This is a genomic window from Pseudomonas sp. SWRI179 (assembly GCF_014268705.1).
Classification (GTDB): domain Bacteria; phylum Pseudomonadota; class Gammaproteobacteria; order Pseudomonadales; family Pseudomonadaceae; genus Aquipseudomonas; species Aquipseudomonas zanjanensis.
Window position 1 is genome coordinate 192809 of sequence record NZ_JABWRA010000003.1, and the last position, 25632, is coordinate 218440.

Below are 25632 nucleotides of genomic sequence, written 5' to 3' on the forward strand. Positions count from 1 at the left end.
CCGTGAGTCAGACCGTCAGCGCCATGTAGAACTGCGTGCCCTGCCCCGGCCTTGAATACACGCCCATGCGTCCGCCGTGGAGCTGGACGATCTCCTTGCACAGGGCCAGGCCGAGACCGGCGCCACCCTTCTTGCGTCCGACCTGGACGAAAGGCTCGAAGATCCGTCCCTGTTGGCCGTAGGCAATGCCTTCACCGTTGTCTTCGACGCTGATGATCACCCGCTCGCCATGGCGCCGGGCCTGCAAGCGGATCTGGCCGTCTTCGCCGGTGTGGCGCATGGCGTTGTCGATCAGGTTGTCGAGCACGCGATCCAGTTGCCCGGCGTCGGCGTGCAACCGTGGCAGCGGACCCTGGATGGCCACGAGCAGCTCGATACCCTTGGCGTGGGCCTGTTCGGCGAACCGCAACCGGGCATCCTCCAGCAGGTCGTCGATGGAACAAGGCGCCAGGGTCAGCTTTTGCAGGCCGTTCTGGTAGCGAGAAAAATTCAGCAGGTCATTGATCAGTTGCATCAGCCGCTGCATTTCTTCCGTGACGGTGTTAAGCAGGTCCGCCTCGCGGGACTCCAGCGGGAAGTGCAGGCGTTCCTGCAACAGGCCGAATGCCATGTGCATGCCCGTCACCGGCGTGCGCAACTCGTGGGAGGCACGCAGGACGAACTCGCTGCGCACCCGTTCGAAGGCGCGCTGTTCGGTGACGTCATGCAGCACCATGACCGCGCCGAGGATGTGGCCCTGGGTATGACTGACCGGCGTGAGGCTGTAGGTCAGCACCCGCGATTCGCCGTCGACCTCGATGCTCAGGTCTTCCGGTGCGCGCTCCAGGGTTCCACCGCGCAATACCAGGTGCAATTCTTCATCCAGTTCCAAGCGTCCCAAGGCCTCGCCCAGCCCTTGGCCCAGGCGCGCCTCATCCCAGCCCAATTGGCGCTGGGCCACCGGGTTGAGGTGTTCCAACCGGCCTTGGCGGTCGATCATCAGCAAGCCGTCGTCGATGCTGTCGAGCACGGCTTGCAAACGTTGCTGGCCGGCGAGCAGTTCATCGACATTGGTGGCTTGGTGTTCGCGCAGTGCCTGGGCCATGACCCCGAAACGACGGGTCAGCAGATTCAACTCGGCGGCGGAAGAAATGGGCAGCGTGACCTCGAAATTGCCCTGGCCGATGTCATCCGCCGCCGCGGCCAGCGCCTCGATCGGCGCGCCGAAACGCCGGGCAATGCCGTGGGCCGTAATAAAGCCGATGACCAGCACCGCCAGCCCCACCAGGCCCAGCAGCCCGGAAATCCACATCGCACGTTTCCGGGCGCGGTCCTGGGTTTCACTGATGTTGGTCAAGGCCTCGCGATAACCCTCGATCAACCCGTTACGCAGCACGTTGAATTTCTCGGTGAGCGCCTTGATACCGGTGAGCTGGCTCGCCTGCTGGCGAGACGCGGTGAAAGCCTCGAGAAACTCGACATAGTCGGCCTTGGCCCGGCTGAAGCTGACCGCTGCATCGTCCAGTTTCCGTTCGTGGGCAATCCCCTCGTCGATCAACGCCAGGTATTGCTGCTTGGACGCCTCTAGCGCAGCCAGGTTGGGCTTGTCGTCGAGCATGATCATCAACTGATCGCCCAGGGTCTGGCGCAACTTGAGGCCCAGGTCCAGCAGGATGAAGTTGTCGCGTACCGATTGTTCCTGGGTGTTGGCCATCTGCATCACGCTGACCAGGCCAAGCACCAGCCCCAGCAAGGCCACGGTGATCAGCGCCGAGATGCTGAGAAACAGTCGCGTGCGCAGCTTCATCGCCAGTTTCATAAGGTGTCGCTCACAGGTTGTACTGCTTGCGTTTGCGATACAGCGTGGAAGCATCGATACCCAGGGTCTTGGCCGCCTGGTCGAGGGTATCGGCCGTGGCCAGCACCGCGCCGATGTGGGCTTTTTCAAGTTCATCGAGGCTCAAAGCGGCACCGATGCGCGGCGCATTGTTGACCGGCTGCTCGGCCATGCCCAAGTGACTGATTTCGACTTTTTCCTGTGGGCAGATGATGCTGGCGCGCTCGACCACGTTGCGCAGTTCGCGGATGTTGCCGGGCCAGCGATAGCCTAGCAGCGCTTCGCGCGCCTCGTCGCTGAAGCCCCGGGCCGGGCGCGCGTATTCCTTGACGAAGCGGGCCAGGAAGCGATCGGCCAGGGTCAGGATGTCTTCGGCGCGCTCACGCAGCGGCGGCAGGTGCAGGGTGATGACGTTCAGGCGATACAGCAGGTCTTCGCGAAAACGCCCGTCGCGCACCATGTCTTCGAGGTTGAGGTTGGTGGCGGCGAGAATTCGCACATCGGCGCGGCGAGTGACCGGATCCCCTACCCGCTCATATTCCTTGTCTTGGATAAATCGCAACAACTTGGGTTGCAAAGTCAGCGGAAAATCGCCGATCTCGTCGAGAAACAGTGTGCCGCCGTCGGCCTGGTTGACCCGGCCCAAGGTACTTTCGCTGGCGCCGGTGAACGCCCCTCGGCTATGGCCAAACAACTCGCTTTCCATCAATTCGGCGGTCAGTGACGGGCAATTGATGGTGACGCAGGATTTCTTCGCGCGCTTGCTCCAACCGTGGATCGCTCGAGCCAGCTCGCCTTTACCGGTGCCGGATTCGCCGAGGATCAGGATGTTGGCGTCGGTGCTGGCCACTTGGCGCGCGGTCTCCAGCACGACTTTCATCGCCGGACTGTGGGAGTCGAGGCCGTCCTTGGGTTTACGCACCTCGCCTTCCAAGGCTTCGAGCCTTGCCGACAGTTGGCGCACTTCCAGTTGCTTGGCGGTGGCCAGGCGCAGCTGATCCGGGCTGCAAGGCTTGACCAGGTAATCGGCGGCGCCAGCCTGGATGGCATCGACCGCGGTGTCGACGGCCGAGTGGGCGGTGACGATCACCACTCGCATCCACGGGGCTTGGATACGCATTTGTGCCAGGACATCCAAGCCGTTGTCTTCCCCCAGGCGCAGGTCGAGAAAACACAGGTCGAACACCTGGCGTTGCAGCAGTGCGTCGGCTTGGGCAGCGCTGTTGGCCGTGGCGACGGTATAGCCTTCGTCTTCCAGGCAGTAACGGAACGTACGCAGGATGGCGGACTCGTCGTCTACCAGCAGAATGCGGCCTTGGTGCTCAGTGGCGGATTCCATTTTTCCTACGCTCCTTTAATGAATGATGTTGGTTAGTGTCAGAAAAATCGGGCAAGTTGCATGGTCGATTCTGAGGGGATATTACCCACCGAGCGTGCCTCTGTGGATGTCTGACTCCTAAAAGCCTGATTTGAGTTCCTTTTTTTCTGCTTCCTACGGGTCGGACGGTTCGTATCGCTGATTCCGACGGTTGCGTCTGACAGGCAGTTCCAAAACAACCTGACGCGTTTTCTTTTTCCACTCGTGCAATACGCACGACAGGCGCGCGGGCCATCGTGCAGGATGCGTTCCCCGCGTTTTGTGGTGATTCCACAACATATTGATTTTAAAGAGATTTATCTGAACAAAATCCTGGCACGGCGGCTGCAATGCTCTGGTCAACGTTGGCGTATAAGCGCCTCAACCAGACACCACACCCGGGTGGGGAGGAATTTCAGGATGAATCGTCAAAGTGCCGCCCAATTTAAAAGCGCCGCCCAATTTCGACTCTCTTCTCTGCACCTCCAGCAGGGCTTGTGGGCTGCCCTGGCCCTGTTGGTCACGCTCGTGATTGGCCAGCAATGGTTGCTCTGGCAGGAGCGTCAGCAACCAGAAGCGCCGCAAGTTTCGATTCATCGCGCCCCACAAACCCACTTCAGCGCCGTCAGCAACCTCAAGGACGCTTCCTCTGCCATGCGCATGATGGATGTCGATCAGGTTCAGCCAATGACCGACATGCCGCGTGAAGAGCGCTGGGTGTTTTAACCCGATGTACCGGTCGTCCACTGCGCCGGAACCATCACCGCCAGACCCTCACTAAATAGAAAAGCGTAAGGAGAATCACCATGTTGAGCTGGGCAATTACCTTCCTGATCATTGCCATCATCGCCGCCGTACTGGGCTTCGGTGGTATCGCAGGCACCGCCACGGGCATCGCCAAGATTCTCTTTGTCGTGTTCCTGGTGATGTTCATTGCTTCCTTCTTCTTTGGCCGTCGTGGCCGAGGCTGACCATGAGCGTTTCATTCAAAGGACTGGCCGCCGCCCTGTTGCTGGGCGGCAGTGCCATGGCAATGGCTGCCAATGACGGACAGATGCGCGTCAACCAAGTGCTGCAGGCGGACCCGCAATACCGCGAGACTTGGCAGCACGTCGTGAAAAAAGAAGAACGCCTGCCGGAATGGGTGATGAACCTGACAGGCGATTCGGAACAGATGAATGCTGTCGAGGAAGACGGCGACAAGTACTTGGTGGGGCCGCTCTGTGAAGCCCAGGCGACGTGCCGCAACAAGCGTCTGATCGTTGCCTTCAGTTTCGACAAGGACGAGGCCTATGCCATGTTGGTGGAAGTCCCTGCGGGACTGCCGGCGGACAAGTCCCCAACCCGTCATGCCGATTACCGTTTCCTCGGTAATCCCAATGAAGGTATGCAAGAACTGTTGATGGAACAACTGAAGAAAGATCCGAACTGGTACTGATTCTGAAAACGGGAAAAGCAGCCCTGCTTTTCCCTGCTGCACAGCCCGAGGAGGGCCGGTGCATGACCAGGGGGCCGGGACGTTCTGACGGATGAGCGTCGGAGTGACCTACGGGCACAAGGGGTGCCTGCGAAAGGGCCGGGTCAGGTAAAAGCTGCGACGCAAGTTCGCAAAGCCCGCATGGCTTGGCGAACTTGCGTAGAGCTTCGTGTCGCACAATGCGTGAGCCAGAGCGATTGGGTTCTTCTGGCGTCATACGCCGGCCGCGATGCGGCATTTTGTCTCCTCCCGCCAATTTATTGCCCTTTCCTCGACCGTATATCGGAGAATGCCGAGATAAATTGTCTCGTGGGCTGCGCTTCGATGCGTTGCCATTTCATCGGTTTACCAACCCAGGCTGAATCAGCCCAGCTACGCTGAAATGGCCGCTCCACGGCACTTATGCCTGCATAAATGGCGCATTCGAACCGCTTGTTAGGCGGGTTTCGTTTGGAAAATCTCATGCCGATTCGGCATGGGGTAGGCGTTTACGGCATTAGACGATCCCCCCTGGCATCGCAATAGTTGCGCCTTTTTTCGCCTGCCAGTAAGCCGCTCGCGCGTGCTCGGGGTGACCTTATACGGGGGCAGGGGCGTGAATGTTTTTCGTCATCGACGAGCCGTTCGCGCCCCTGTCCGAGTCCAACTGAAGTAAGGGTAACGATATGAAGAAGGCACGACTAAGCCTCGCCTGGCAGATCCTCATCGGTCTGGTGCTAGGGATTGCATTGGGCGCGCTGCTCAACCATTTCAGTGCCGAGAAGGCCTGGTGGATCAGCAACGTGCTGCAACCGGCGGGCGATATCTTTATCCGTCTGATCAAGATGATCGTGATCCCGATCGTGATTTCCTCGCTGATCGTCGGCATCGCCGGGGTGGGTGATGCCAAGAAGCTCGGGCGTATCGGTCTCAAGACCATTCTTTACTTTGAAATCGTCACCACCATCGCCATCGTCGTCGGCCTGCTGTTGGCCAACTTCTTCCAACCGGGCAGTGGCATCGACATGAGCACCCTGGGTACGGTGGATATTTCCAAGTACCGGGCCACGGCGGCGGAAGTCCAGCATGAACATGCGTTCATCGAGACCATCCTCAACCTGATCCCGTCGAACATCTTTGCCGCCGTCGCCCGTGGCGAGATGCTGCCGATCATTTTCTTCTCCGTCTTGTTCGGCCTGGGCCTGTCCAGCCTGCAATCGGACCTGCGCGAGCCGCTGGTGAAAATGTTCCAGGGCGTGTCGGAAAGCATGTTCAAAGTCACCCACATGATCATGCAATACGCCCCGATCGGTGTGTTTGCCCTGATCGCGGTGACAGTCGCCAACTTCGGCTTCGCCTCCCTGCTGCCGTTGGCGAAACTGGTGATCCTGGTTTACGTCGCCATCGCCTTCTTCGCCTTCGTCGTGCTGGGCCTGATCGCCCGCCTGTTCGGCTTCTCGGTGCTCAAGCTGATGCGCATCTTCAAGGATGAGCTGGTGCTGGCCTACTCCACCGCCAGTTCCGAAACCGTGCTGCCGCGCGTGATCGAGAAGATGGAAGCCTACGGTGCGCCGAAAGCCATCTGCAGCTTCGTGGTGCCGACCGGTTATTCGTTCAACCTTGATGGCTCGACCCTGTACCAGAGCATCGCGGCGATTTTCATCGCCCAGCTGTACGGCATCGACCTGTCCATCAGCCAGCAATTGCTGCTGGTGCTGACGCTGATGGTCACGTCCAAGGGCATTGCCGGCGTGCCGGGCGTGTCGTTCGTGGTGCTGCTGGCCACCTTGGGCAGCGTGGGTATTCCGCTGGAAGGCCTGGCCTTCATCGCCGGTGTCGACCGCATCATGGACATGGCCCGTACTGCGCTGAACGTTATTGGCAACGCCCTGGCGGTGCTGGTCATCGCGCGTTGGGAAGGCATGTACGACGATGCCAAGGGGCAGCGCTACTGGAACTCCCTGCCGCACTGGCGCAGCAAGGAGCCGTTGCCGGCGGGGGAAACTTCCAGCAATTGATGCCTGCCTTGAGGCCGCCATCGCGAGCAGGCTCGCTCCCACACTGACGAGTGTTCCCTGTGGGAGCGAGCCTGCTCGCGATGGCGGCGGCACATTCAACATCAAGCCAACCAAACCCCGGAGCAATCCGGGGTTTGTCGTTTCTGCCAGCCCCGCTATCATTCGCGGCATCTTCCGAGGGACTTAACCGATGCTCAATGGCCTGTGGCTTGGCTTCTTTATCGTGGCAGCCGTGTCGGCGCTGGCGCAGTGGCTGATTGGCGGCAACGCCGGGATCTTCGCGGCCATGGTGGAAAGCATTTTCGCCATGGCCAAGCTGTCGGTGGAGGTGATGGTCCTGCTGTTCGGTACCTTGACCCTGTGGCTGGGCTTCCTGCGCATCGCCGAAAAGGCCGGGATCGTCGACTGGCTGGCCAAGGCCCTCGGCCCGCTGTTCTTGCGCTTGATGCCGGAAGTGCCCGCAGGCCATCCGGCGATCGGCCTGATCACCCTCAACTTCGCCGCCAATGGCCTGGGGCTGGACAACGCGGCCACCCCCATCGGCCTCAAGGCCATGCGCGCCCTGCAAGACCTCAACCCCAGCCCGACCATCGCCAGCAACGCGCAGATCCTGTTCCTGGTGCTCAATGCCTCGTCGCTGACCCTGCTGCCGGTGACCATCTTCATGTACCGCGCCCAGCAAGGCGCGCCGGATCCGACCCTGGTATTCCTGCCGATCCTGCTCGCCACCAGCGCCTCGACCCTGATGGGGCTGCTGTCCGTGGCGTTCATGCAACGCCTGCGCCTGTGGGACCCGGTGGTGCTGGCTTACCTGATTCCGGGTGCGCTGGTGCTGGGTGGTTTCATGGCGTTGTTGGCGACGCTCTCGGCCACGGCGCTGGCGGGGCTGTCATCGATCCTCGGCAACCTGACGCTGTTCGGCCTGATCATCCTGTTCCTGGTGGTGGGCTCACTGCGCAAGGTCAAGGTGTATGAAGCCTTTGTCGAAGGCGCCAAAGAAGGGTTCGACGTTGCCAAGAGCCTGCTGCCGTACCTGGTGGCCATGCTCTGCGCCGTCGGCGTGCTGCGGGCCTCGGGCGCGCTGGATTTCGGCTTGGACGGTATCCGCCACCTGGTGCAATGGGCCGGCCTGGACACGCGGTTCGTCGATGCCTTGCCGACTGCCATGGTCAAGCCGTTCTCTGGCAGCGCCGCCCGGGCCATGTTGATCGAGACCATGAAGACCTCCGGCGTGGACAGCTTCCCGGCCCTGGTGGCGGCGACCATCCAGGGCAGCACCGAGACCACGTTCTACGTGCTGGCAGTGTATTTCGGTGCCGTGGGCATCCAGCGGGCGCGCCATGCCGTGGGCTGCGCGTTGCTGGCGGAGTTCGCCGGAGTCGTGGCGGCGATTGGTGTGTGCTACTGGTTCTTTGGCTAAGCGGCGGGAGTGAGTTTGCTCGCGATAGCGGTGATTCAGCTGACAGCGCTGCTGGATGTGCCGCCGTCATCGCGAGCAAGCCCGGCTCCCACAGGGTCCAGAGCCGGACATAAATATTGGCTACACCTCAGAACCACTGTGGAAGCTGAGCTAGTGGGAGCAAGGCTTGCCCGCGATGCAAACACCTCGGTGTAGCGGATAGACCCAGGCGCTGCCATCGCGAGCAAGCCCGGCTCCCACAGGTCACCGCGAATCCCTGTGGGAGCGAGCTTGCTCGCGATAAGGTCCAAGGACCTTCAGTCCGTCACCTCGAAACGCAGCACGCCGATCATCTGGCCGTTTTCCGTGAGCACTCGCACTTGCCATTTGCCGGTCGAATTTTCCGGGAAGTTCTGCTTGTGGGTCCAGGCGCGATAGCCTTCCTTGCGCCCGCCATGGATGTCCAGGGCGATGCGGTCGACTTCTTTGCCGTTGAACTGCCAGACGTGATAAATCCGCTCGTCGAGCCCTCGCGGCGCATTGATGGCCGTGTAGGCGTACAGGCCATTGCCGCGGATCTGCGCCGCGCTGACCTGCTTGAGGCTGGCGCCCGGCGTGCGGTCCTCCAGTTGGGTGCTGATGGCCACTTCGGTCATCCACAGCGTGGCCGGTGGCACCCAGGAGCGCAGCATCCACCCAGCGGCCCCAATCCCCACGGTGATGCAGAGGATCGCCAGGGCGTTGCGCACGGTGCGGATCGGGAAGATCGAGGCCAGGCTGGGAAACGACAGCAACATGGCAGTGCCCAGCGCCAGCTTGAAGCTCTGGTCGGTGGTCAGGTGCAGGATCACCGGCAACGCGGTGAGCAGGGCGGCGAACAGCGTCAGCGTGTGCAGCGCCAGGAACGCCCAGCGCCGGGGCGCCAGCCATTTGTAGTACAGCGGATCGGTGATCGAAATCAGCGCCGCGATGGTCAGCAGCCCGGTGAAAAGCAGCTGGCTGCTGTTCCAGGTGGTGGTGATAAAAAAGAACGGCAGGACGAAAAACAGGCTTTCCTGGTGAATCATCTGCGTGGCATAGCGCAACAGCGGCTGGGGGATTTCCCGTTTGAAAATCCGCGTGAACAGCCGGGTCATGCTGTTCTCCACCATCAGCCAGAGCCAACTCACCAGCATCATGATGGCAATCCAGGTCGCCAGGCCCTGCTGGCGGTCCACCAGCATGAAACTGCCGACCCCGGAGATGAAACCGCCGAGCGCAATGACCCCTGGATAGCGCTTCATCAATTCAAGGATGCGCTGGAGATAGACCGTCAGGTTTTGCATTCAGTGGTTTCACAGTAAGTCGTAGGAAATATCCCTGACAGAGTATCGCCAGGACGATGACAAGGCGAGGAGCGCGACGCCTACCGTGGCTATCTTTTGTGGCGAGGGAGCTTGCTCCCGCTGGCCTGCGAAGCAGGCCCCTGCATTTCTTCAGACAGACCGCATTGCCCGGGGTTGCGACTGCTGCGCAGCCGAGCGGGAGCAAGCTCCCTCGCCACGGGATTTGAGTGCTCCTGAGCGAGGGTCATCGCGAGCAAGCTCGCTCAATCAGACGTCGGTCGCGCCCTGCGACTCCATCGCCACCCAATCCCCACCAGCAGCAACCCCAGCAAACCAGCCAGCCCCCAGACAAGCTCATCATCACTGAGCAACGGCTTCTCGATGCGCAAATACCCCGGGTCCTTGAGCAGTTCGCGCAGGGCCGCGTTGGCCTGTTCCAGGCTCACCCCCTGCAGGCGGACCGCCGGGTTGGCGAAGCGGCCGTCTTCATAGTCACCCAGGGCGCTCCAGTAGTAATCGGCCAGTGCGCTGTTGCCTTGAACCGCCCAGGACTGATGGGCGATGGCCGCGCGTTTGATGCGCACGAAACTGGCCGGGTCCAGGCCATCCTTGAGCAAGGTCTTGCGCAGCTCTTCGAGGGCTTGTTCGGCTTCGGGCAGGTCCTCGCGGGACAGGTCGGCGTTCAGGCTGAAGAAGCCAACGCCGCCGAACACTTCGCGCTCGGTCCACGGCCCGTAGGACAGGCTGCGGTCCAGGCGCAATTGGCGGTAGAGCGCCCAATCCAGGTAATCCTTGAGCAGGTCGAACGTCTCGTCATGTTGCTCGTCCAGCACCGGCTCGGGGAACAGCCAATGCAGCTTGGCGCTGTCGCCGACCAGGCCACGGATCAGATTGCGCTTGGTGACCGCCTTGTAGCGGATCTGCGGCAGCGCCTCGTGGACACTGGGCTCCACCGGTTCGAGCTCGCCAAAGGCGCGTTCCAGGTAGGCCGGCAGCAGTCGGTCGAGATCGCCGACCATGATCAGCGTCATGTTGTTCGGCGCATACCAGTCCTTTCGCACTTGTTCGAGGCGGGCGAGGGTATGGCGCTGGACCTCGGGCCGTTCCGCGCAGCGCAGGCCCAACTCAACCGCCAACTGATTGCTGGCCTTGTGGCCCAGGTCTTGGCGATCGAGCCAGCGTTGCAAGTGGGTGTAGTGGCCGCCGTCTTCGCGCTCCACCACCCGCTTGGCCGCTTCCAGGGCTTTTTCATCGATGCGGGTGCGGGTCAACAGCGCCAGCAGCAGGTCCAGGACCTTACGTTGATTGCGTGCCGGGGCCTCGATGACGAACGTGGTGTCGGCGTTGCTGGTGAACGCGTTCCACTCGCCACCCAAGGCTTGCATGCGCTCTTCCAGGCCGCCTTCGCCGCTTTCGTCGACGCCGCTGAACAGCAGGTGTTCGAGCAGGTGCGGCAGTTCCTTGTCGGCGCAACTGAAGTCGTCCAGGCCCACGCCCACCACCAGCCGGATCGCCACGTGCCCGCGCTCGGTGCCGGGCTTGAGCAGCAGTTGCAGGCCGTTGGGCAGCATGTAGCCTTCGACCTGGAACCGGTCCAGGGCGACCACGGGCAGTGAACCGAGCAAAAGAACGGCGAGCAACAGACAACGCATAAAGGCTTCCTGGCGGCTGGGTGGAGGTCCATGGTGTCGGGCAGGCCGTCAACGGCGGAGTGTCGCCCGGAGTCGGCTCGCTCCCCCTATCGAATCTATGCGGTGTTCATGACAACGGGAGCAGGCGGGCCGGTGAACGGTTTCAGGCCCGAGCCATTGTTTTTGACTGACGTTTTTCACTGACATTGTTACTGACTGATCAATGCGCCAGTCGTTCACGGCGAATGGGTAATGTCGGAAATTTCATCGGCCGCCAGCGCGCCGATCTCGGACGTCTCCAGCACCACGTAGGCACTGCCGCAAAACAGCGAATTGAGGCGTCGCATGTCAGCGATCAGCTCCAGGTGCAGGGAACTGGTCTCCATGCTTTGTACGACTTTGCGTTGCAAACGGCTGACATGGGCGTGGGCCATGCGCCGCTCCTGCGCTCGAAAGCGACGTTTCTCACGCAGCAACTGCCGGGCGCTTTCCCGGTCGGCGCTGAGGAATACCGACAGGCCCAATCGCAGGTTGGCGATCAAGTGGCTGTGCAGCCCCGCCAATTCCTCCAGGCCGACCTCGGAAAAGGAACGACGTTGCGAGGTTTTCTGCTGCTGGACCTTGCGCAACATGCGCTCGATGAGGTCGCTGGCCAGCTTGAGGTTGATCGCCAGTTCGATGATCTCCGCCCAGCGGCGGCTGTCCTGTTCGCTGAGGTCCTCACGGGGCATTTGCGCCATGTACAACTTGATGGCACTGCACAGCGCTTCGACGTCATCGCTCATGCGCCGGACGTCCTGGGTCACCGCCGTTTGCGCTCCGCGCAGCACGTCCAGCATGGCTTCGAGCATGTTTTCGATCAGGTCGCCGATGCGCAAGGTTTCCCGGGCCGCGTTCGCCAGGGCCAGGCTCGGGGTGGCGAGGGCGGTGGCGTCCAGGTGGCGGGGCTTGGCCGTGCCGTTGGTCTCGGGCCGCTCCGGCAGCAGCCAGGCACAAAGCCTGGCCATCGGGCCGACGCTGGGCAGCAACACCAGGCACCGCACGGCGTTGTAGAGCAGATGGAAGCCGATCACGGTTTCCTGGGGGCTGAAATCCAGGCTATCGAGCCAGCCCACCAGCGGATCGAGCACCGGAATGATCAACACCAGCCCGATCAGCTTGTACAGCAGGCTGCCCAGCGCCACCTGGCGTCCGGCGGTGTTCTGCATGCTGGTGCTGAGGAACGCCAGGATGCCGCTGCCGATGTTGGCGCCGATCACCAGGCCGATGGCCACCGGCAGGCTGATCACCGCGGCGCCGGCCAGTGTTGCGGTGAGCAGCACGGCCGCGAGGCTGGAATAGGAGACCATCGCGAACAGCGCGCCGACCAGCGCATCGAGCAGGATGTCGCCGGTCAGTGAGGCGAAGATCACTTTCACGCCTTGGGCGTGGGTGATGGGCGCGGCGGCTTCGACGATTAACTGCAAGGCGAGGATGATCAGGCCCAGGCCGATGCTGACCCGGCCCATTTGCCCGACGCGCGTCTGTTTGCGCGAGAGGAAAAAAATCACCCCGAGGAAAATCAGCAGCGGCGACAGCCACGACAGGTCGAGGGTCAGCACCCGTGCCATCAACGCGGTGCCGACATCGGCGCCGAGCATGGTCGCCAGGGCCGGGGTCAGCGCCATCAAGCCCTGGCCGACGAACGAGGTAACGAGCATGGCCGTGGCGTTGCTGCTCTGGACCATGGCCGTGACCATGATGCCGGCGATGAACGCCAGCCAGCGCCGGGACATGTTCTGGCTGATGACGTGGCGCAGGTTCGAGCCGTAGACCCGCAGGATGCCGGTACGCACGATATGCGTGCCCCAGATCAGCAGGGCCACGGCGGAGAGCAAATTGAGCAGGGTCAGCATGAGAGGCCCCCTGTTAGCGTCCCAAAGGAACAAATGGGTGATGCCACATTCTTCGTTCTTGTACTTAAGCTGTAGTTGGCGAACGGTACGGGCGCCAGCATTGCACAGCTAAAGAATCGATTGAAACAAAACTGTCATGAAAACAGGTCGTCCAGAACGACAAAGATCCTGTGGGAGCGGGCTTGCTCGCGAAAGCGGTAGGTCAGTCGCATCGGTGCTATCTGATCCACCGCCTTCGCGAGCAAGCCCGCTCCCACAGGGGTATGCATTCCAGCTTAATGACCTGGCCGCTTTCCCGCAGGCATGAAAAAGGGGCTCCAAGAGCCCCTTTCATTCACTGCCCTATACCTTACTGACCCGGCATGTCCTTGCGCAGTTTCACCGGATCCTGTTGCTTGCGCTTGCGCGCCATCGCGGTGCGCATCTTGATGTTGACTGCTTCCACCGCCAGGGAGAACGCCATGGCGAAGTAGACGTAGCCTTTTGGCACGTGCACGTCGAACGACTCGGCAATCAGCACGGTACCGACCACCAGGAGGAACGACAGCGCCAGCATCTTCAGCGACGGGTGCTTGTCGATGAACGTGCTGATGGTGCCCGAGGCCAGCATCATCACCAGTACGGCGACGATGATTGCCGCGACCATGACCGGCACATGGGAAACCATGCCGACCGCGGTGATGACCGAATCCAGGGAGAACACGATGTCGATGATCGCGATCTGGATGATGGTGTAGATGAAGTTGCCGCCCTTGCCCGAAGGCGCGTCGCTGCTTTCATCTTCGCCTTCCAGCGCGTGGTACATCTCCTGGGAGCTTTTCCACAGCAGGAACAGGCCGCCGAAGAACAGGATCAGGTCACGACCGGAGATGCCCTGGCCGAACACTTCGAACAAATCGGCCGTCAGGCGCATGACCCAGGTGATGGACAGCAGCAACAGGATCCGCGTGATCATGGCCAGTGCCAGACCGAAAATCCGGGTGCGCGCCTGCATGTGCTTGGGCATGCGGCTGACCAGGATCGAGATCATGATGATGTTATCGATGCCCAGGACGATTTCCAGGGCGGTCAGGGTAAAGAAGGCAACCCAGATTTCCGGGTTGGTCAGCCATTCCATGTGAGTTCCTTTGAGCGAGTGTTAGGCCGCGCCGCGCCTTCGGTTACCCGAGAGGGGCGACGCAGCGGGCGTTGCTTTTATAGAGTGCTGAACAGCGGAAAAATCCCCATCAGCAAGGCGGCGAACATTATGCACAGGCAAACCAGTACTGCCCACTTCAAGGTGAAGCGTTGGTGATCGCCGAACTCGATTCCCGCCAGGGCCACCAGCAGATAAGTCGACGGAACCAGCGGACTCAGCAGATGCACGGGCTGGCCGACGATGGAGGCACGGGCCATTTCTACGGCGGTGATGCCGTAATGACTGGCGGCTTCGGCCAAAACCGGTAACACCCCGTAATAAAATGCATCGTTGGACATGAAGAACGTGAACGGCATGCTCACCAGTGCGGTGATGACCGCCAGGTAAGGACCGAGGAATTCCGGAATCACCGCCAGCAGGCTCTTGGACATGGCGTCGACCATGCCGGTGCCGGACAGGATGCCGGTGAAAATCCCTGCCGCAAAAATCAGCCCGACCACCGCCAGTACACTACCGGCGTGCGCCGCGACGCGGTCTTTCTGCTGTTGCAGGCACGGGTAGTTGACGATCATCGCGATGCTGAAGGCCACCATGAACAGCACCGGCAATGGCAACAGGCCAGCGATCAGGGTGCACATCAGGGCCAGGGTCAGCGCGCCGTTGAACCAGATCAGCTTCGGACGGCGGGCGTCCGGGAACTGGGACACGCTGATTTCGCTGTGGTCGATCTCATCGCCCGCCAGGTGCAATTCACCCAGGCGCGCACGTTCGCGCTTGCCGTACATGTAGGAAATCGCCAGGATCGCCACGACACCGGCCAGCATCGCCGGGATCATCGGCACGAAGATGTCGGACGGGTCCACATGCAGCGCACTGGCTGCCCGGGCGGTTGGGCCGCCCCACGGGGTCATGTTCATCACGCCGCCGGCGAGGATGATCAGGCCAGCCATGATGCGCGGGCTCATGCCGATGCGGCTGTAGAGCGGCAGCATCGCGGCCACGCAGATCATGTAAGTGGTCGCGCCGTCACCATCAAGGGAAACGACGAGCGCCAGAACGGCGGTACCGACCGAAACTTTCAACGGGTCGCCCTTGACCAGCTTGAGGATCTTGCGCACGGCCGGGTCGAACAGGCCGGAGTCGATCATCAGGGCAAAATACAGAATCGCGAACATCAGCATCACCCCGGTCGGGGCGAGCTTGGTGATGCCTTCGAGCATCATCGGGCCGATTTTCGGCGCGAAGCCACCGAACAGGGCGAACAGGATCGGGATGATGATCAGGGCGATCAGCGCGGACAGGCGCTTGGTCATGATCAGGAACATGAACGTGATGACCATGGCGAAGCCAAGGAAAGTCAGCATGGGAAATACTCCAGGCGTGGCGCGGCTATGGAAGGCGAACCGGACAGGTCAGCGCAGGATGCAAAGCACGGGGCGGACGGATGGAGTGGGTGCAGCGGGACGGGTAGCAGCGGACATCAGAATCACCATTGTTGTTGTTAAAAAGGCCGAACGAGCATCAGAAAGACTCGTTGTAGGCCACCGGTCTGTTGCCGGTAGGTGAGGCGATCCTAATCGCGCAAGCTTTCAGCAGCCTTTCGCAAGCCGAGCGTATGACCAAACGCACGAAGTTACTTTGTGGCGAGGGGATTTATCCCCGCTGGACTGCGCAGCAGGCCCAATAAAGGCAGAACGCATTTCTCCTGAAAATTGCGCGATGACAGATTTAGGGGCCGCTTCGCGCCCCAGCGGGGATAAATCCCCTCGCCACAAAAGCAGTCAGGTTTTTGCTTTGAAGGCTGAAAGATTCAACGGCCGCACCGCGCCCATCCAGATCGCATGGTCGGTGTGATCGGCCAGGTCATCGCCGGTCTCCGGGTGCAGGAAAATCACCAGCCCCTTGCGATTCAGGGCCAGCCACGGCAGGACCACGCCGATGTACTGCGGATCGAAGGCCAGCTGACAACTCCAGTCCGGATGCGGGCCGACCGGGCGTTGATGGACGCGGCCCATTTTCAGCGGGAACAACTGCGCCGCTTCCTCACACAGCGCCCGCGCCTGGTCGAGGGTATTGGCGTCGTAATACACGTGGGCGTGGTAGCCCTTGATCCGCTGCATCTGTTTCTCCTTGAAAAGAGGCCGAACCCTCGCCGTTTGCCGCGGGTCAGAGCCTTTACAGGCGGGACAACGAGGAAAACAGCCATGAAAAACGCCGAAACCCCGGTCATCAAAGTGGTGCTCTATGGTGCCATGAGCAGCCTCGGCAGTGCGTTGATGGCTGAACTGCTACGGCGCCAGCATGAGGTCATCGCCATTCTCGATGACCTCACCGCCCTGGCCCCACGCCCGGGCCTGCGGACCAAGACCGGCGATCTGTTCGACCCGGAGCGGGTCAAGCAAAGTGTCGCCGGCGCCAGCGCCGTGGTGTGCCTGTTGAACGCGCCAGGGTTGCCGATGAACAGCGAACAGGTGGAGCGCACCTTGGTTCCCGGCCCGGTGGAGCAGGTCTTGGCGGTGGATGCCCTGATCGCCGGCATGCAGGCGGTGAACATTACACGGCTGTTCCTGGTGGGCGATTTTGCGCTGCTGGACGAAGAACAGGCCGACGATGATTTGCAGCGCCACGCCGCCGAAGAAATGCTCGACGCCCTGAAGAGCAGTGCCTTGCAGTGGACCTTGATCAACGCGCCCTACGCCGCGCCTGGCCTGGGCATCGAACATTTCAGCCAGGTCAGCACCAGCCTGGAACCTGGCCTGGCCGAAACCTTGGAGCGGCTCAACCGCGTGGCGGTCGGCATCGCCGACGAGCTGCGCCTGAACCTGCACGTGGGCGAGCACGTCAGCTTCGTGCCCGCCAATTAGAGATGGACATCCCGTGGCGAGGGAGCTTGCTCCCGCTGGGCCGCGTAGCGGCCCCAAAAAGACGGCCACGTACTCAAACAGCAATCGACGGCAACGGCAATCCCGTGAGCGACTCGGCGCTGTTAGCCTGTTCTTCCATCAGCCAATCAACGAATTGCCGGATCAACACACCGCGCCGTTTACGCTGGGGCAAAACCACGTAATACCCCAGCCGCGACAGCACCGTTTCCGCGATCGGACGACACAACAGGCCCTGGGCCAATAAGTTATCCACAAGGTGACGCCAGCCAATCGCGACGCCTTGGCCGCCAATCGCCGCCTGGATGAGCAGCGTGTAGTTGTCGAAGCGCAACTGCCCGGGCGCCGGCGGCGAGGTGATGCCCAATTCGCGGAATACACCACTCCAGTCGAACCAGCTGTTGCTGTTGCTCGCGCGCAAATGCAGCAACGGAAATTCCGCCAAGGCCTGGGCGGGCAAGGGCAGGGGACGCTCCTTGAGCAGCAGCGGGCTGCACACCGGAAAGACTTCTTCGCTGAACAGCCAGCGACTTTCGCCCTGTTTGAAGCGACCGTCGCCGAACAGCACGGCAACGTCGATATCGGTGCGGAGCATGTTGTGATTGCGTTCACTGGTCACCAGGCTCACGTCTACCTGCGGGTTGGCGGCGTGAAAGCGATGCAGGCGCGGCATCAGCCAATAGGCGGCGAAGGCGAAGTCCGTGGCGACTTGCAGCACCTCGTGCTGATGCTGGGCAGTGATGGCGCTGAGCCCGGCATCGATGCTCTGCAAACCGGCCTGCACCTGCTCGAACAGGATCGTCCCGGCCTCGGTCAGTTCGATGCCACGGTAGATGCGATCAAACAACCGCGTACCCAGTTGCTCTTCCAGGCGCTTGATCTGTTGGCTGATGGCCGGTTGCGTGGTGCCCAGCTCAATCGCCGCGGCCGTAAAGCTTTGCTGGCGGGCCGCGGCTTCAAAGGCTCGGAACAGTTCCAGGGACAGGTTACCCAGGGCGTCATACATAAGCTGTGCTTATCCTAGTCATTATCCTGCATGGGCTTTACCCCAAAACCCGGGGGCTACATGCTCAATCGCAGCAATGTCGCATAACTGCCTACTATGGAATGCCGCGAATACATGAAGCGCAAGAACATTCTTTTCATCATGGCCGATCAAATGGCCGCGCCAATGTTGCCGATCTACGGTCCTTCACCGATCAAGCTGCCGAACCTGTCGCGCCTCGCCTCTGAGGGCGTGGTGTTCGACGCCGCCTATTGCAACAGCCCACTGTGCGCGCCGTCGCGGTTTACCCTGGTGAGCGGCCAGTTGCCGAGCAAGATCGGCGCATACGACAACGCGGCGGACTTTCCCGCAGATGTGCCGACCTACGCCCATTACCTGCGCCGCCTCGGCTACCGCACGGCGTTATCCGGCAAGATGCACTTTTGTGGCCCCGACCAACTGCACGGCTACGAAGAGCGCCTGACCAGCGACATCTACCCGGCCGACTACGGTTGGGCGGTGAACTGGGACGAGCCGGACGTGCGGCCCAGTTGGTACCACAACATGTCGTCGGTGTTGCAGGCCGGGCCTTGCGTGCGCACCAACCAATTGGATTTCGATGAAGAAGTGGTGTTCAAGGCCCAGCAGTACCTGTTCGACCACATCCGCGAGGACGGTGACCAGCCGTTCTGCCTGACCGTGTCGATGACCCACCCACACGACCCGTACACAATTCCCAAGGCTTTCTGGGATTTGTATGACGACAACGACATCCCATTGCCCCAGACCCCGGCGCAAACGGACCTCGATCCACATTCCCAGCGGTTGCTGAAAGTCTACGACTTGTGGGACAAGCCGCTGCCTGTGGATAAGATTCGCGATGCCCGTCGCGCCTATTTCGGTGCGTGCAGCTACATTGACAGCAACGTCGGCAAGCTGCTGCAAACCCTGGAGGACACCGGTCTGCTGGACGATACGATTATCGTGTTCTCCGGCGATCACGGGGACATGCTCGGCGAAAAGGGCCTCTGGTACAAAATGCACTGGTTCGAAATGGCCGCTCGCGTACCGCTGCTGATCAGCGCACCGGGGCAGTTCGCCAGCGGCCGGGTGGGCGCGGCCGTGTCCACCGCCGACTTGCTGCCGACCCTGGTGGAACTGGCCGGCGGCACGCTGGAACCGGGCTTGCCGCTGGATGGCCGTTCGCTGGTGCCGCACCTGCAAGGGCAGGGCGGCCATGATGAAGTCTTCGGTGAATACATGGCCGAAGGCACCATCAGCCCGTTGATGATGATCCGTCGTGGCCCGTGGAAATTCATCTACAGCGAAGATGACCCGTGCCTGCTGTTCGACGTTCGCAATGATCCCAAGGAACTGGAAGATCTCAGCCAATCTGCGGAGCATCAAACCCTATTCGCCGATTTTCTCACCGAAGCCCGCGCCAAGTGGGATATCCCGGCGATTCACCAACAGGTACTCGCCAGTCAACGCCGCCGCCGTTTCGTCGCCCAGGCGCTGACCCTGGGCAAACTCAAGAGCTGGGATCACCAGCCGCTGGTGGACGCCAGCCAGCAGTACATGCGCAACCACATCGACCTCGACGATCTGGAGCGCAAGGCCCGTTATCCACAACCCTGCCAAAACCAATAACGTAAGGGGCAAAGCCATGCAAAAGTTATCCACAGTACTGACCGCTGGGCTGTTGGCATTGAGCAGTGTTTCGGCCTGGGCCGAGCAGAGCTGCGAAACGGTGAAGATGGCCGATCCGGGCTGGAGCGACATTGCCGCCACCAACGCCATCACCGGTTTCCTGCTGGACGGGATGGGCTACAAGGCCAAGGTTGACACCCTCGCCGTGCCGATCACCTTCGGTGGCCTCAAGGACGGCCAGGTGGATGTGTTCCTGGGTAACTGGATGCCGGCGCAGCAGGGCTTCTATGACAAATTCGTGGCCAATGGCGACGTCACGCAACTGGCCAAGAACCTGGACGGCACCGAGTTCACCCTGGCGGTCCCGGATTACGTCTGGGATGCGGGTGTGCATAACTTTGCCGACCTGAACAAATTCGCCGACAAGTTCGACAAGAAAATCTACGGCATCGGTTCCGGCGCCCCGGCCAACCTCTCGCTGAAAGAAATCATCAAGACCAACGACTTCGGCATGGGTGAGTGGAAACTGGTGGAGTCCAGCGAGCAGGCGATGTTGGCGGAAGTCTCCCGGGCGGTGAAAAAACAAAAGTTCGTGACCTTCCTCGGCTGGACCCCGCACCCCATGAACGTGCAATTGAAAATGCACTACCTCAAGGGCGGCGAGAAATACTTCGGCGACACCGGCGCCGTCTATACGCTGACGCGCAAAGGTTATGCACAGGCCTGCCCGAACGTGGGCAAGCTGCTGACCAACCTGAGCTTCACCCAGGAAATGGAAAACAGCATCATGGCCGAGGTGGTCAACAACAAGGTCAGCAACGCCGAGGCGGCCAAGGCCTGGATCAAGGCCAACCCGGCGGTGCTGGATAAATGGCTGGACGGTGTGAAGACCCTGGATGGCAAGGACGCGTTGGCGGCGGTGAAGGCCAAGCTCTGACAATCATGCTGGCTCCGCGTGCTTTCCCAGCGTGACGCGGAGCCATTGTGGCGAGGGGATTTATCCCCGCTGGGTTGCGAAGCAACCCTAATGTGTCGACTCGGTGTGTCAGGCCAACTGCGTTCAGCCTTTTTGGGGTCGCTTCGCAACCCAGCGGGGATAAATCCCCTCGCCACAGGGAGAACAGTGCCTTGTCCTGATACCCTTGCTTGCAAACCCCATCCTTGAGGCCCCATGGCAATCCCCACGCGCCATTCACTCTTTCCCTTCCTGAGCTGGCTGCCCCGGCAGACCCGGGCCAGTGTCGGCCGTGACCTGATCGTCGGCCTCAGCGGCGCGATTCTCGCGTTGCCGCAGTCCATTGCCTACGCCCTGATTGCCGGCCTGCCCCCCGAGTACGGCTTGTACGCGGCGATCGTGCCGGTGCTGATCGCCTGCCTGTGGGGTTCGTCGTGGCACCTGATCTGCGGGCCAACGGCGGCGATTTCCATCGTCCTGTACGCCACCGTCAGTCCCCTGGCTGTGCCCGCATCCCAGGACTACATCACCTTGATCCTGCTGCTGACGGTGCTGGCGGGTATCTTCCAATGGTTGCTGGGTTTGCTGCGTTTCGGGGCGCTGGTGAATTTCGTCTCCCACTCGGTGGTGCTGGGTTTCACCTTGGGCGCGGCGGTAGTCATTGCCTTGGGGCAGTTGCCGAACCTGCTGGGCCTCGACCTGCCGAACGAAGCCACGGCGTTGAGGGGCCTGCTGATGCTGGTCGACCACATTGGGGCTGTGGATAAGCCATCGCTGCTGCTGGGATTGGGCACTTTGATTCTGGGTGTCCTGCTCAAGCGCTTGCTGCCGCGCTGGCCGAGCCTGTTGATAACTTTAGTCATCAGCAGCCTGGTGGTCTGGTTGTGGCCGGCGATGTTCGGGCATGTGGCGCTGGTCAGTGCTTTCGCCGGGCGCCTGCCGCCGCTCACTTTGCTGCCGCTGGACCTGGAGCTGATCCTGCGTCTGCTGCCCGGTGCCGTCGCGGTGGGCATGCTCGGGTTGGTCACCAGCTTGTCTATCGCTCGTTCATTGTCGGTACGGTCCGGGCAATTGCTCGATGCGAATCAGGAGGTGAGGGCGCAGGGGCTTTCCAACATTGTCGGAGGATTTTTCTCCGGATCATTGTCAGCCGGTTCCTTCACCCGTTCCGGCCTCAGCTATGAAGCCGGAGCCTGTTCGCCCCTGGCCGGGGTGTTCTCGGCCTTGTGGGTGGCGTTGTTTGCGGTCGCCGGGGCGAAACTGATCGCGCACATCCCGATTCCCGCCATGGCTGGCAGCATTTTGCTGATCGCCTGGGGGCTGGTGGATCACCGGGGTATCCGCGCGTTGTACCGCGTGAGTCGCGCCGAATTCGTGGTGATGAGCCTGACCTGCCTGGCCACGTTGCTGCTGGAACTGCAAACCGCGATCTATGCCGGCGTGCTCGCTTCGTTGTTCTTTTACCTCAAGCGCACCTCGCAGCCGCGGGTACAGCATTTTCGCGAAGGGGAGGCGGAGATTTTGCGGGTCGGCGGCTCGATCTTTTTCGGCGCCAGCCATTACCTGCAAGTGCGCCTGCAACGGTTGCAGGCGCAGCGGGTGGTCATCGATGCCCAGCAGATCAACTTCATTGATTATTCCGGGGTGGAAATGCTCCATCAGGAAGCCCGGCGCCTGCGCGGCCAGGGGCGTAGCCTGACGTTGCGCATGGCCCGGCCGCAGGTGGTGGAGGAGTTGTTGAAGTTGGAAGGGGCACAGGCGTGCCCGATTCATTTCGAGGACTGAAGAGATTGCACTGAGCTTAAGGTTCACACACACCCGTGGCGAGGGGATTTATCCCCGCTGGGGCGCGCAGCGGCCCCGTTTTTGGGACTGCTTCGCAGTCCAGCGGGGATAAATCCCCTCGCCACAACAGCCTAAAGCCTACAGCGCCAACTGGCGGCGCAGTTCGGCCAGCACCGGCGCGGTGTCCGGGCGTACCCCGCGCCACAGGTAGAAGGCTTCGCCCGCCTGCTCGGCGAGCATGCCCAGGCCATCCATCGCCACCGCCGCCCCGTGCTCACGGGCCCAACGGCAGAATGAAGTCGGTTCCTTGCTGTACATCATGTCGTAGCAAACCGTCTTGCCGGGCTCGATCAAGCTGGCGGCAATCGGTGGCACATCCCCTGACAGGCTCGCGGAGGTGGCGTTGATGATCAGGTCCACCGGCTCTTGCAGCCAGTCGAAGCCACTGGCCGAAACCGGGCCCAGGTCGGCGAACAACTCGGCGAGCAATTCGGCTTTTTCCACCGTGCGATTGGCGATGATCACCGAGGCCGGCGCTTCGGCCAGCAGCGGTTCCAGGGCCCCGCGCACCGCGCCGCCGGCCCCCAGCAACAGGATGCGCTTGCCCTTGAGGCTGAAGCCGGCGTTGACGGTCAGGTCGCGGACCAAGCCGGCGCCGTCGGTGTTGTCACCCAACAGGCGACCGTCGGCCAGCTTGCTCAACGTATTGACCGCCCCGGCCCGTTGGGCCCGCTCGGTCAGGCTGTCGGCCAGGCGAAAGGCGTCCTCCTTGAACGGCACCGTGACGTTCGCCCCACGCCCCTCGCGGAAAAATGCCTGGGCGCACCCGGAAAAATCCTCCAGCGGTGCCAGCAGCGTGCTGTAGTCCAGGCGTTGCCCGGTCTGCTCGGCAAACAGGCGATGGATCAACGGCGACTTGCTGTGGCCGATCGGGTTACCCATTACAACGTAGCGGTCCATGGATAATCCCCGTTCAGGCCGTAGCCAGCCAATCGCGATCCTGCAGGAAATACTCGGTCAGCCGCGCTTCTTCGCTGCCCGGCTCGGCTTTCCAGTCGTAGCCCCAGCGCACTTGCGGCGGCAGGGACATCAGGATCGATTCGGTGCGCCCGCCCGATTGCAGCCCGAACAGGGTGCCGCGGTCGTAGACCAGGTTGAATTCCACGTAGCGCCCGCGGCGGTATTCCTGGAATTCCCGTTGCTGGGCGGTGAACGCATCGTGCTTGCGACGACGCACGATCGGCAGGTAGGCGTCGATGTAGGCGTCGCCGATGGCGCGCATGAAGGCGAAGCTGGTGTCGAAGTCCCACTCGTTCAGGTCATCGAAAAACAGGCCGCCGATGCCCCGGGGCTCGTTGCGATGCTTGAGGTGGAAATAGCTGTCGCACCAGGCCTTGTAGCGCGAATAGACGTCCGGGCCGAACGGTTCGCAGGCTTGCTGGGCGATGCGGTGCCAATGCACGCAATCCTCTTCCACGCCGTAATAAGGCGTCAGGTCGAAGCCACCACCAAACCACCAGACCGGCTCTTCGCCTTCCTTTTCGGCGATGAAAAAGCGCACGTTGGCGTGGGAAGTCGGCACGTGGGGGTTGTGCGGGTGGATCACCAGCGACACGCCCAGGGCTTCGAAGCCGCGACCGGCCAATTCAGGCCGATGGGCGCTGGCCGAAGGTGGGAGACCGCTGCCGAAGACGTGGGAAAAGTTGACGCCGCCCTTTTCGATCACCGTGCCGTTTTCGATCACCCGCGTGCGACCGCCACCGCCGGCAGGCCGGGTCCAGGCGTCTTCGACGAAGCGCGTGCCGCCGTCCTCGGTTTCCAGGGCGGCGCAGATACGGTCTTGCAGGTCGAGCAGGTAGGCTTTCACGGCCTCGGTGCGAGTGGACATGACATCACCTTGATCAGGGCTACGCTACGCGGCGTATAGCGGGCCGGTGGCAAATGGGCGCACAGGATACCACCGCACTTGCCCACGCCACAGTTGACGACGGTCAAGCTTAGGAGTCCGATAGCAGGCTTGGTAAAAAGTCCTGCGACAAGGAGAAAGTGAAGATGGCCAAACGTATCCAGTTCAGTTCCCACGGCGGTCCCGAAGTGCTCGAGTACGTCGATTACTCGCCTGCCGAGCCCGGCCCGCAGCAGGTGCGCGTCAGCAACAAGGCGATCGGCCTGAATTTCATCGACACCTATTACCGCAGCGGCCTGTATCCGCCACCGGCGTTGCCTTCTGGCCTGGGCGCCGAGGGCGCGGGCGTGGTCGAGGCGGTCGGCTCCGATGTTACGCGGTTCAAGGTCGGCGACCGGGTGGCGTACGGCAGCGGCCCGCTGGGGGCCTACAGCGATGTGCATGTGTTGCCCGAAGCCAACCTGGTGCACCTGCCCGAAGCCATCAGTTTCGAACAGGCCGCCGGGGTGATGCTCAAGGGCCTGACCGTGCAATACCTGTTGCGCCAGACCTATGAACTCAAGGGCGGCGAAACCATTTTGTTCCACGCCGCCGCCGGTGGTGTGGGGTCCTTGGCCTGCCAGTGGGCCAAGGCCTTGGGCGTGAAGCTGATCGGTACCGTCAGCTCGGCGGAAAAGGCCGCCATCGCCAAATCCCACGGCGCCTGGGAAGTCATCGACTACAGCAAGGAAAACGTCCCGCAGCGCGTGTTGGAATTGACTGACGGCAAGAAAGTCCCGGTGGTGTACGACGGCGTTGGCAAGGACACTTGGCTGACGTCGTTGGATTGCACGGCGCCCCGTGGCCTGGTGGTGAGCTTCGGCAACGCCTCCGGCGCGGTGGATGGCGTGAACCTGGGGATTCTCTCGGCCAAGGGCTCGCTGTACGTCACCCGCCCAACCCTGGCGACCTACGCCAACAACGCCGAAAACCTGCAGCGCATGGCGGATGAGTTGTTCGGGATGATCGCCAGCGGCAAGCTCACGGTGGATATCAACCAGCGTTATCCACTGGCGGAAGCGGCCAAGGCCCATACCGAGTTGTCGGCGCGGCGCACGACGGGGTCGACCGTTCTCCTGCCTTGAGATTGGGTACCCAAGGGTACATGCAGTACCTGTGGGAGCGGGCTTGCTCGCGAATTCGGTGGGTCAGCTTGCATCAATGTTGAATGTGCCGACGCCTTCGCGAGCAAGCCCGCTCCCACACTTGCTCTGTGGTGCTCATAAATACTGGGTACAACACAAAACCTTGTGAAGGCGAGTTCGATTTCCCTGGCCGCCGCAAATCCCCTGTGGGAGCGAGCCTGCTCGCGAATTCGGTGGGTCAGCTTGCATCAATGTTGAATGTGCCGACGCCTTCGCGAGCAAGCCCGCTCCCACACTTGCTCTGTGGTGC

General features: G+C 61.7%; 21 protein-coding genes. 10 read left to right on the forward strand and 11 right to left on the reverse strand.

The features are described from left to right. Positions 1 to 7: 7 nt before the first annotated feature. On the reverse strand, positions 8 to 1798 hold the full coding sequence (locus tag HU767_RS03180; protein WP_186728489.1) for an ATP-binding protein: 1791 nt from the start codon (positions 1796 to 1798) through the stop codon (positions 8 to 10). Between the two features lie 10 nt (positions 1799 to 1808). After that, positions 1809 to 3155 carry a sigma-54-dependent response regulator transcription factor AlgB gene (gene algB, locus HU767_RS03185; RefSeq protein ID WP_003177149.1) on the reverse strand — a complete coding sequence of 449 codons (1347 nt, stop codon included), beginning with the start codon at positions 3153 to 3155 and terminating at the stop codon, positions 1809 to 1811. Between the two features lie 438 nt (positions 3156 to 3593). Here algB and HU767_RS03190 point away from each other — a divergent pair, with 438 nt between their 5' ends. The 5 genes from HU767_RS03190 (at position 3594) to HU767_RS03210 (ending at position 8067) form a co-directional block, all read left to right on the forward strand. After that, a complete protein-coding gene (locus HU767_RS03190; RefSeq protein ID WP_186706421.1) occupies positions 3594 to 3899 on the forward strand; it encodes a hypothetical protein in 306 nt (101 codons plus the stop codon). Positions 3900 to 3979: 80 nt separating this feature from the next. After that, on the forward strand, positions 3980 to 4144 hold the full coding sequence (locus HU767_RS03195; protein WP_003177151.1) for a DUF1328 domain-containing protein: 165 nt from the start codon (positions 3980 to 3982) through the stop codon (positions 4142 to 4144). A 2-nt stretch (positions 4145 to 4146) separates the two neighbouring features. After that, positions 4147 to 4611 (forward strand): inhibitor of vertebrate lysozyme family protein, encoded by a 465-nt coding sequence (locus tag HU767_RS03200; RefSeq protein WP_186728490.1) that lies wholly within the window; start codon positions 4147 to 4149, stop codon positions 4609 to 4611. 704 nt (positions 4612 to 5315) lie between these two features. Next, positions 5316 to 6647 carry a glutamate/aspartate:proton symporter GltP gene (gltP, locus tag HU767_RS03205; RefSeq protein WP_186728491.1) on the forward strand — a complete coding sequence of 444 codons (1332 nt, stop codon included), beginning with the start codon at positions 5316 to 5318 and terminating at the stop codon, positions 6645 to 6647. Between the two features lie 190 nt (positions 6648 to 6837). After that, a complete protein-coding gene (locus HU767_RS03210) occupies positions 6838 to 8067 on the forward strand; it encodes a spore maturation protein (protein ID WP_186706418.1) in 1230 nt (409 codons plus the stop codon). A gap of 296 nt (positions 8068 to 8363) precedes the next feature. Here the strand turns inward: HU767_RS03210 and HU767_RS03215 are convergent, their stop codons facing one another. The 6 genes from HU767_RS03215 to HU767_RS03240 all read right to left on the reverse strand — a co-directional run bounded on the left by HU767_RS03215 (position 8364) and on the right by HU767_RS03240 (position 16155). Then, complete coding sequence (locus HU767_RS03215; protein WP_186706417.1) at positions 8364 to 9371, reverse strand: DUF5924 family protein; 1008 nt, start codon at positions 9369 to 9371, stop codon at positions 8364 to 8366. Positions 9372 to 9634: 263 nt separating this feature from the next. Then, a complete protein-coding gene (locus HU767_RS03220) occupies positions 9635 to 11023 on the reverse strand; it encodes an insulinase family protein (RefSeq protein ID WP_186706416.1) in 1389 nt (462 codons plus the stop codon). 215 nt (positions 11024 to 11238) lie between these two features. After that, entirely contained in the window at positions 11239 to 12897 is a 1659-nt protein-coding gene (locus HU767_RS03225; RefSeq protein ID WP_186728492.1) for a Na/Pi cotransporter family protein, read from the reverse strand. A gap of 349 nt (positions 12898 to 13246) precedes the next feature. Then, positions 13247 to 14014, reverse strand: a complete 768-nt coding sequence (locus tag HU767_RS03230; protein WP_186706414.1) for a TerC family protein — start codon at positions 14012 to 14014, stop codon at positions 13247 to 13249. Between the two features lie 77 nt (positions 14015 to 14091). Then, complete coding sequence (locus HU767_RS03235; RefSeq protein WP_060739862.1) at positions 14092 to 15399, reverse strand: CitMHS family transporter; 1308 nt, start codon at positions 15397 to 15399, stop codon at positions 14092 to 14094. Between the two features lie 417 nt (positions 15400 to 15816). Beyond that, on the reverse strand, positions 15817 to 16155 hold the full coding sequence (locus tag HU767_RS03240) for a DOPA 4,5-dioxygenase family protein (RefSeq protein WP_186728493.1): 339 nt from the start codon (positions 16153 to 16155) through the stop codon (positions 15817 to 15819). A gap of 84 nt (positions 16156 to 16239) precedes the next feature. On the opposite strand from HU767_RS03240, the gene HU767_RS03245 reads away from it, so the two are divergent. After that, a complete protein-coding gene (locus HU767_RS03245) occupies positions 16240 to 16899 on the forward strand; it encodes an NAD(P)H-binding protein (protein WP_186728494.1) in 660 nt (219 codons plus the stop codon). Between the two features lie 73 nt (positions 16900 to 16972). On the opposite strand, the gene HU767_RS03250 is transcribed toward HU767_RS03245, so the two are convergent. Further along, the gene (locus tag HU767_RS03250; protein ID WP_186728495.1) at positions 16973 to 17923 is read right to left on the reverse strand and encodes a LysR family transcriptional regulator; all 951 of its coding nucleotides are present in this window, start codon (positions 17921 to 17923) and stop codon (positions 16973 to 16975) included. Between the two features lie 114 nt (positions 17924 to 18037). Here HU767_RS03250 and betC point away from each other — a divergent pair, with 114 nt between their 5' ends. The 3 genes from betC (at position 18038) to HU767_RS03265 (ending at position 22292) form a co-directional block, all read left to right on the forward strand. Then, entirely contained in the window at positions 18038 to 19552 is a 1515-nt protein-coding gene (gene betC, locus HU767_RS03255; RefSeq protein WP_186728496.1) for a choline-sulfatase, read from the forward strand. A 16-nt stretch (positions 19553 to 19568) separates the two neighbouring features. Continuing rightward, the gene (gene choX / locus HU767_RS03260; protein WP_186728497.1) at positions 19569 to 20489 is read left to right on the forward strand and encodes a choline ABC transporter substrate-binding protein; all 921 of its coding nucleotides are present in this window, start codon (positions 19569 to 19571) and stop codon (positions 20487 to 20489) included. Between the two features lie 234 nt (positions 20490 to 20723). Then, on the forward strand, positions 20724 to 22292 hold the full coding sequence (locus HU767_RS03265; protein ID WP_186706408.1) for a SulP family inorganic anion transporter: 1569 nt from the start codon (positions 20724 to 20726) through the stop codon (positions 22290 to 22292). Positions 22293 to 22430: 138 nt separating this feature from the next. Here the strand turns inward: HU767_RS03265 and aroE are convergent, their stop codons facing one another. Then, positions 22431 to 23252 (reverse strand): shikimate dehydrogenase, encoded by an 822-nt coding sequence (gene aroE, locus HU767_RS03270; RefSeq protein WP_186706407.1) that lies wholly within the window; start codon positions 23250 to 23252, stop codon positions 22431 to 22433. 13 nt (positions 23253 to 23265) lie between these two features. Beyond that, positions 23266 to 24180, reverse strand: coding sequence for an oxygen-dependent coproporphyrinogen oxidase (gene hemF, locus HU767_RS03275; protein ID WP_186728498.1), 915 nt, complete (start codon positions 24178 to 24180; stop codon positions 23266 to 23268). A gap of 164 nt (positions 24181 to 24344) precedes the next feature. Here hemF and HU767_RS03280 point away from each other — a divergent pair, with 164 nt between their 5' ends. Next, on the forward strand, positions 24345 to 25322 hold the full coding sequence (locus HU767_RS03280; protein WP_186728499.1) for an NADPH:quinone reductase: 978 nt from the start codon (positions 24345 to 24347) through the stop codon (positions 25320 to 25322). Positions 25323 to 25632 lie beyond the last annotated feature (310 nt).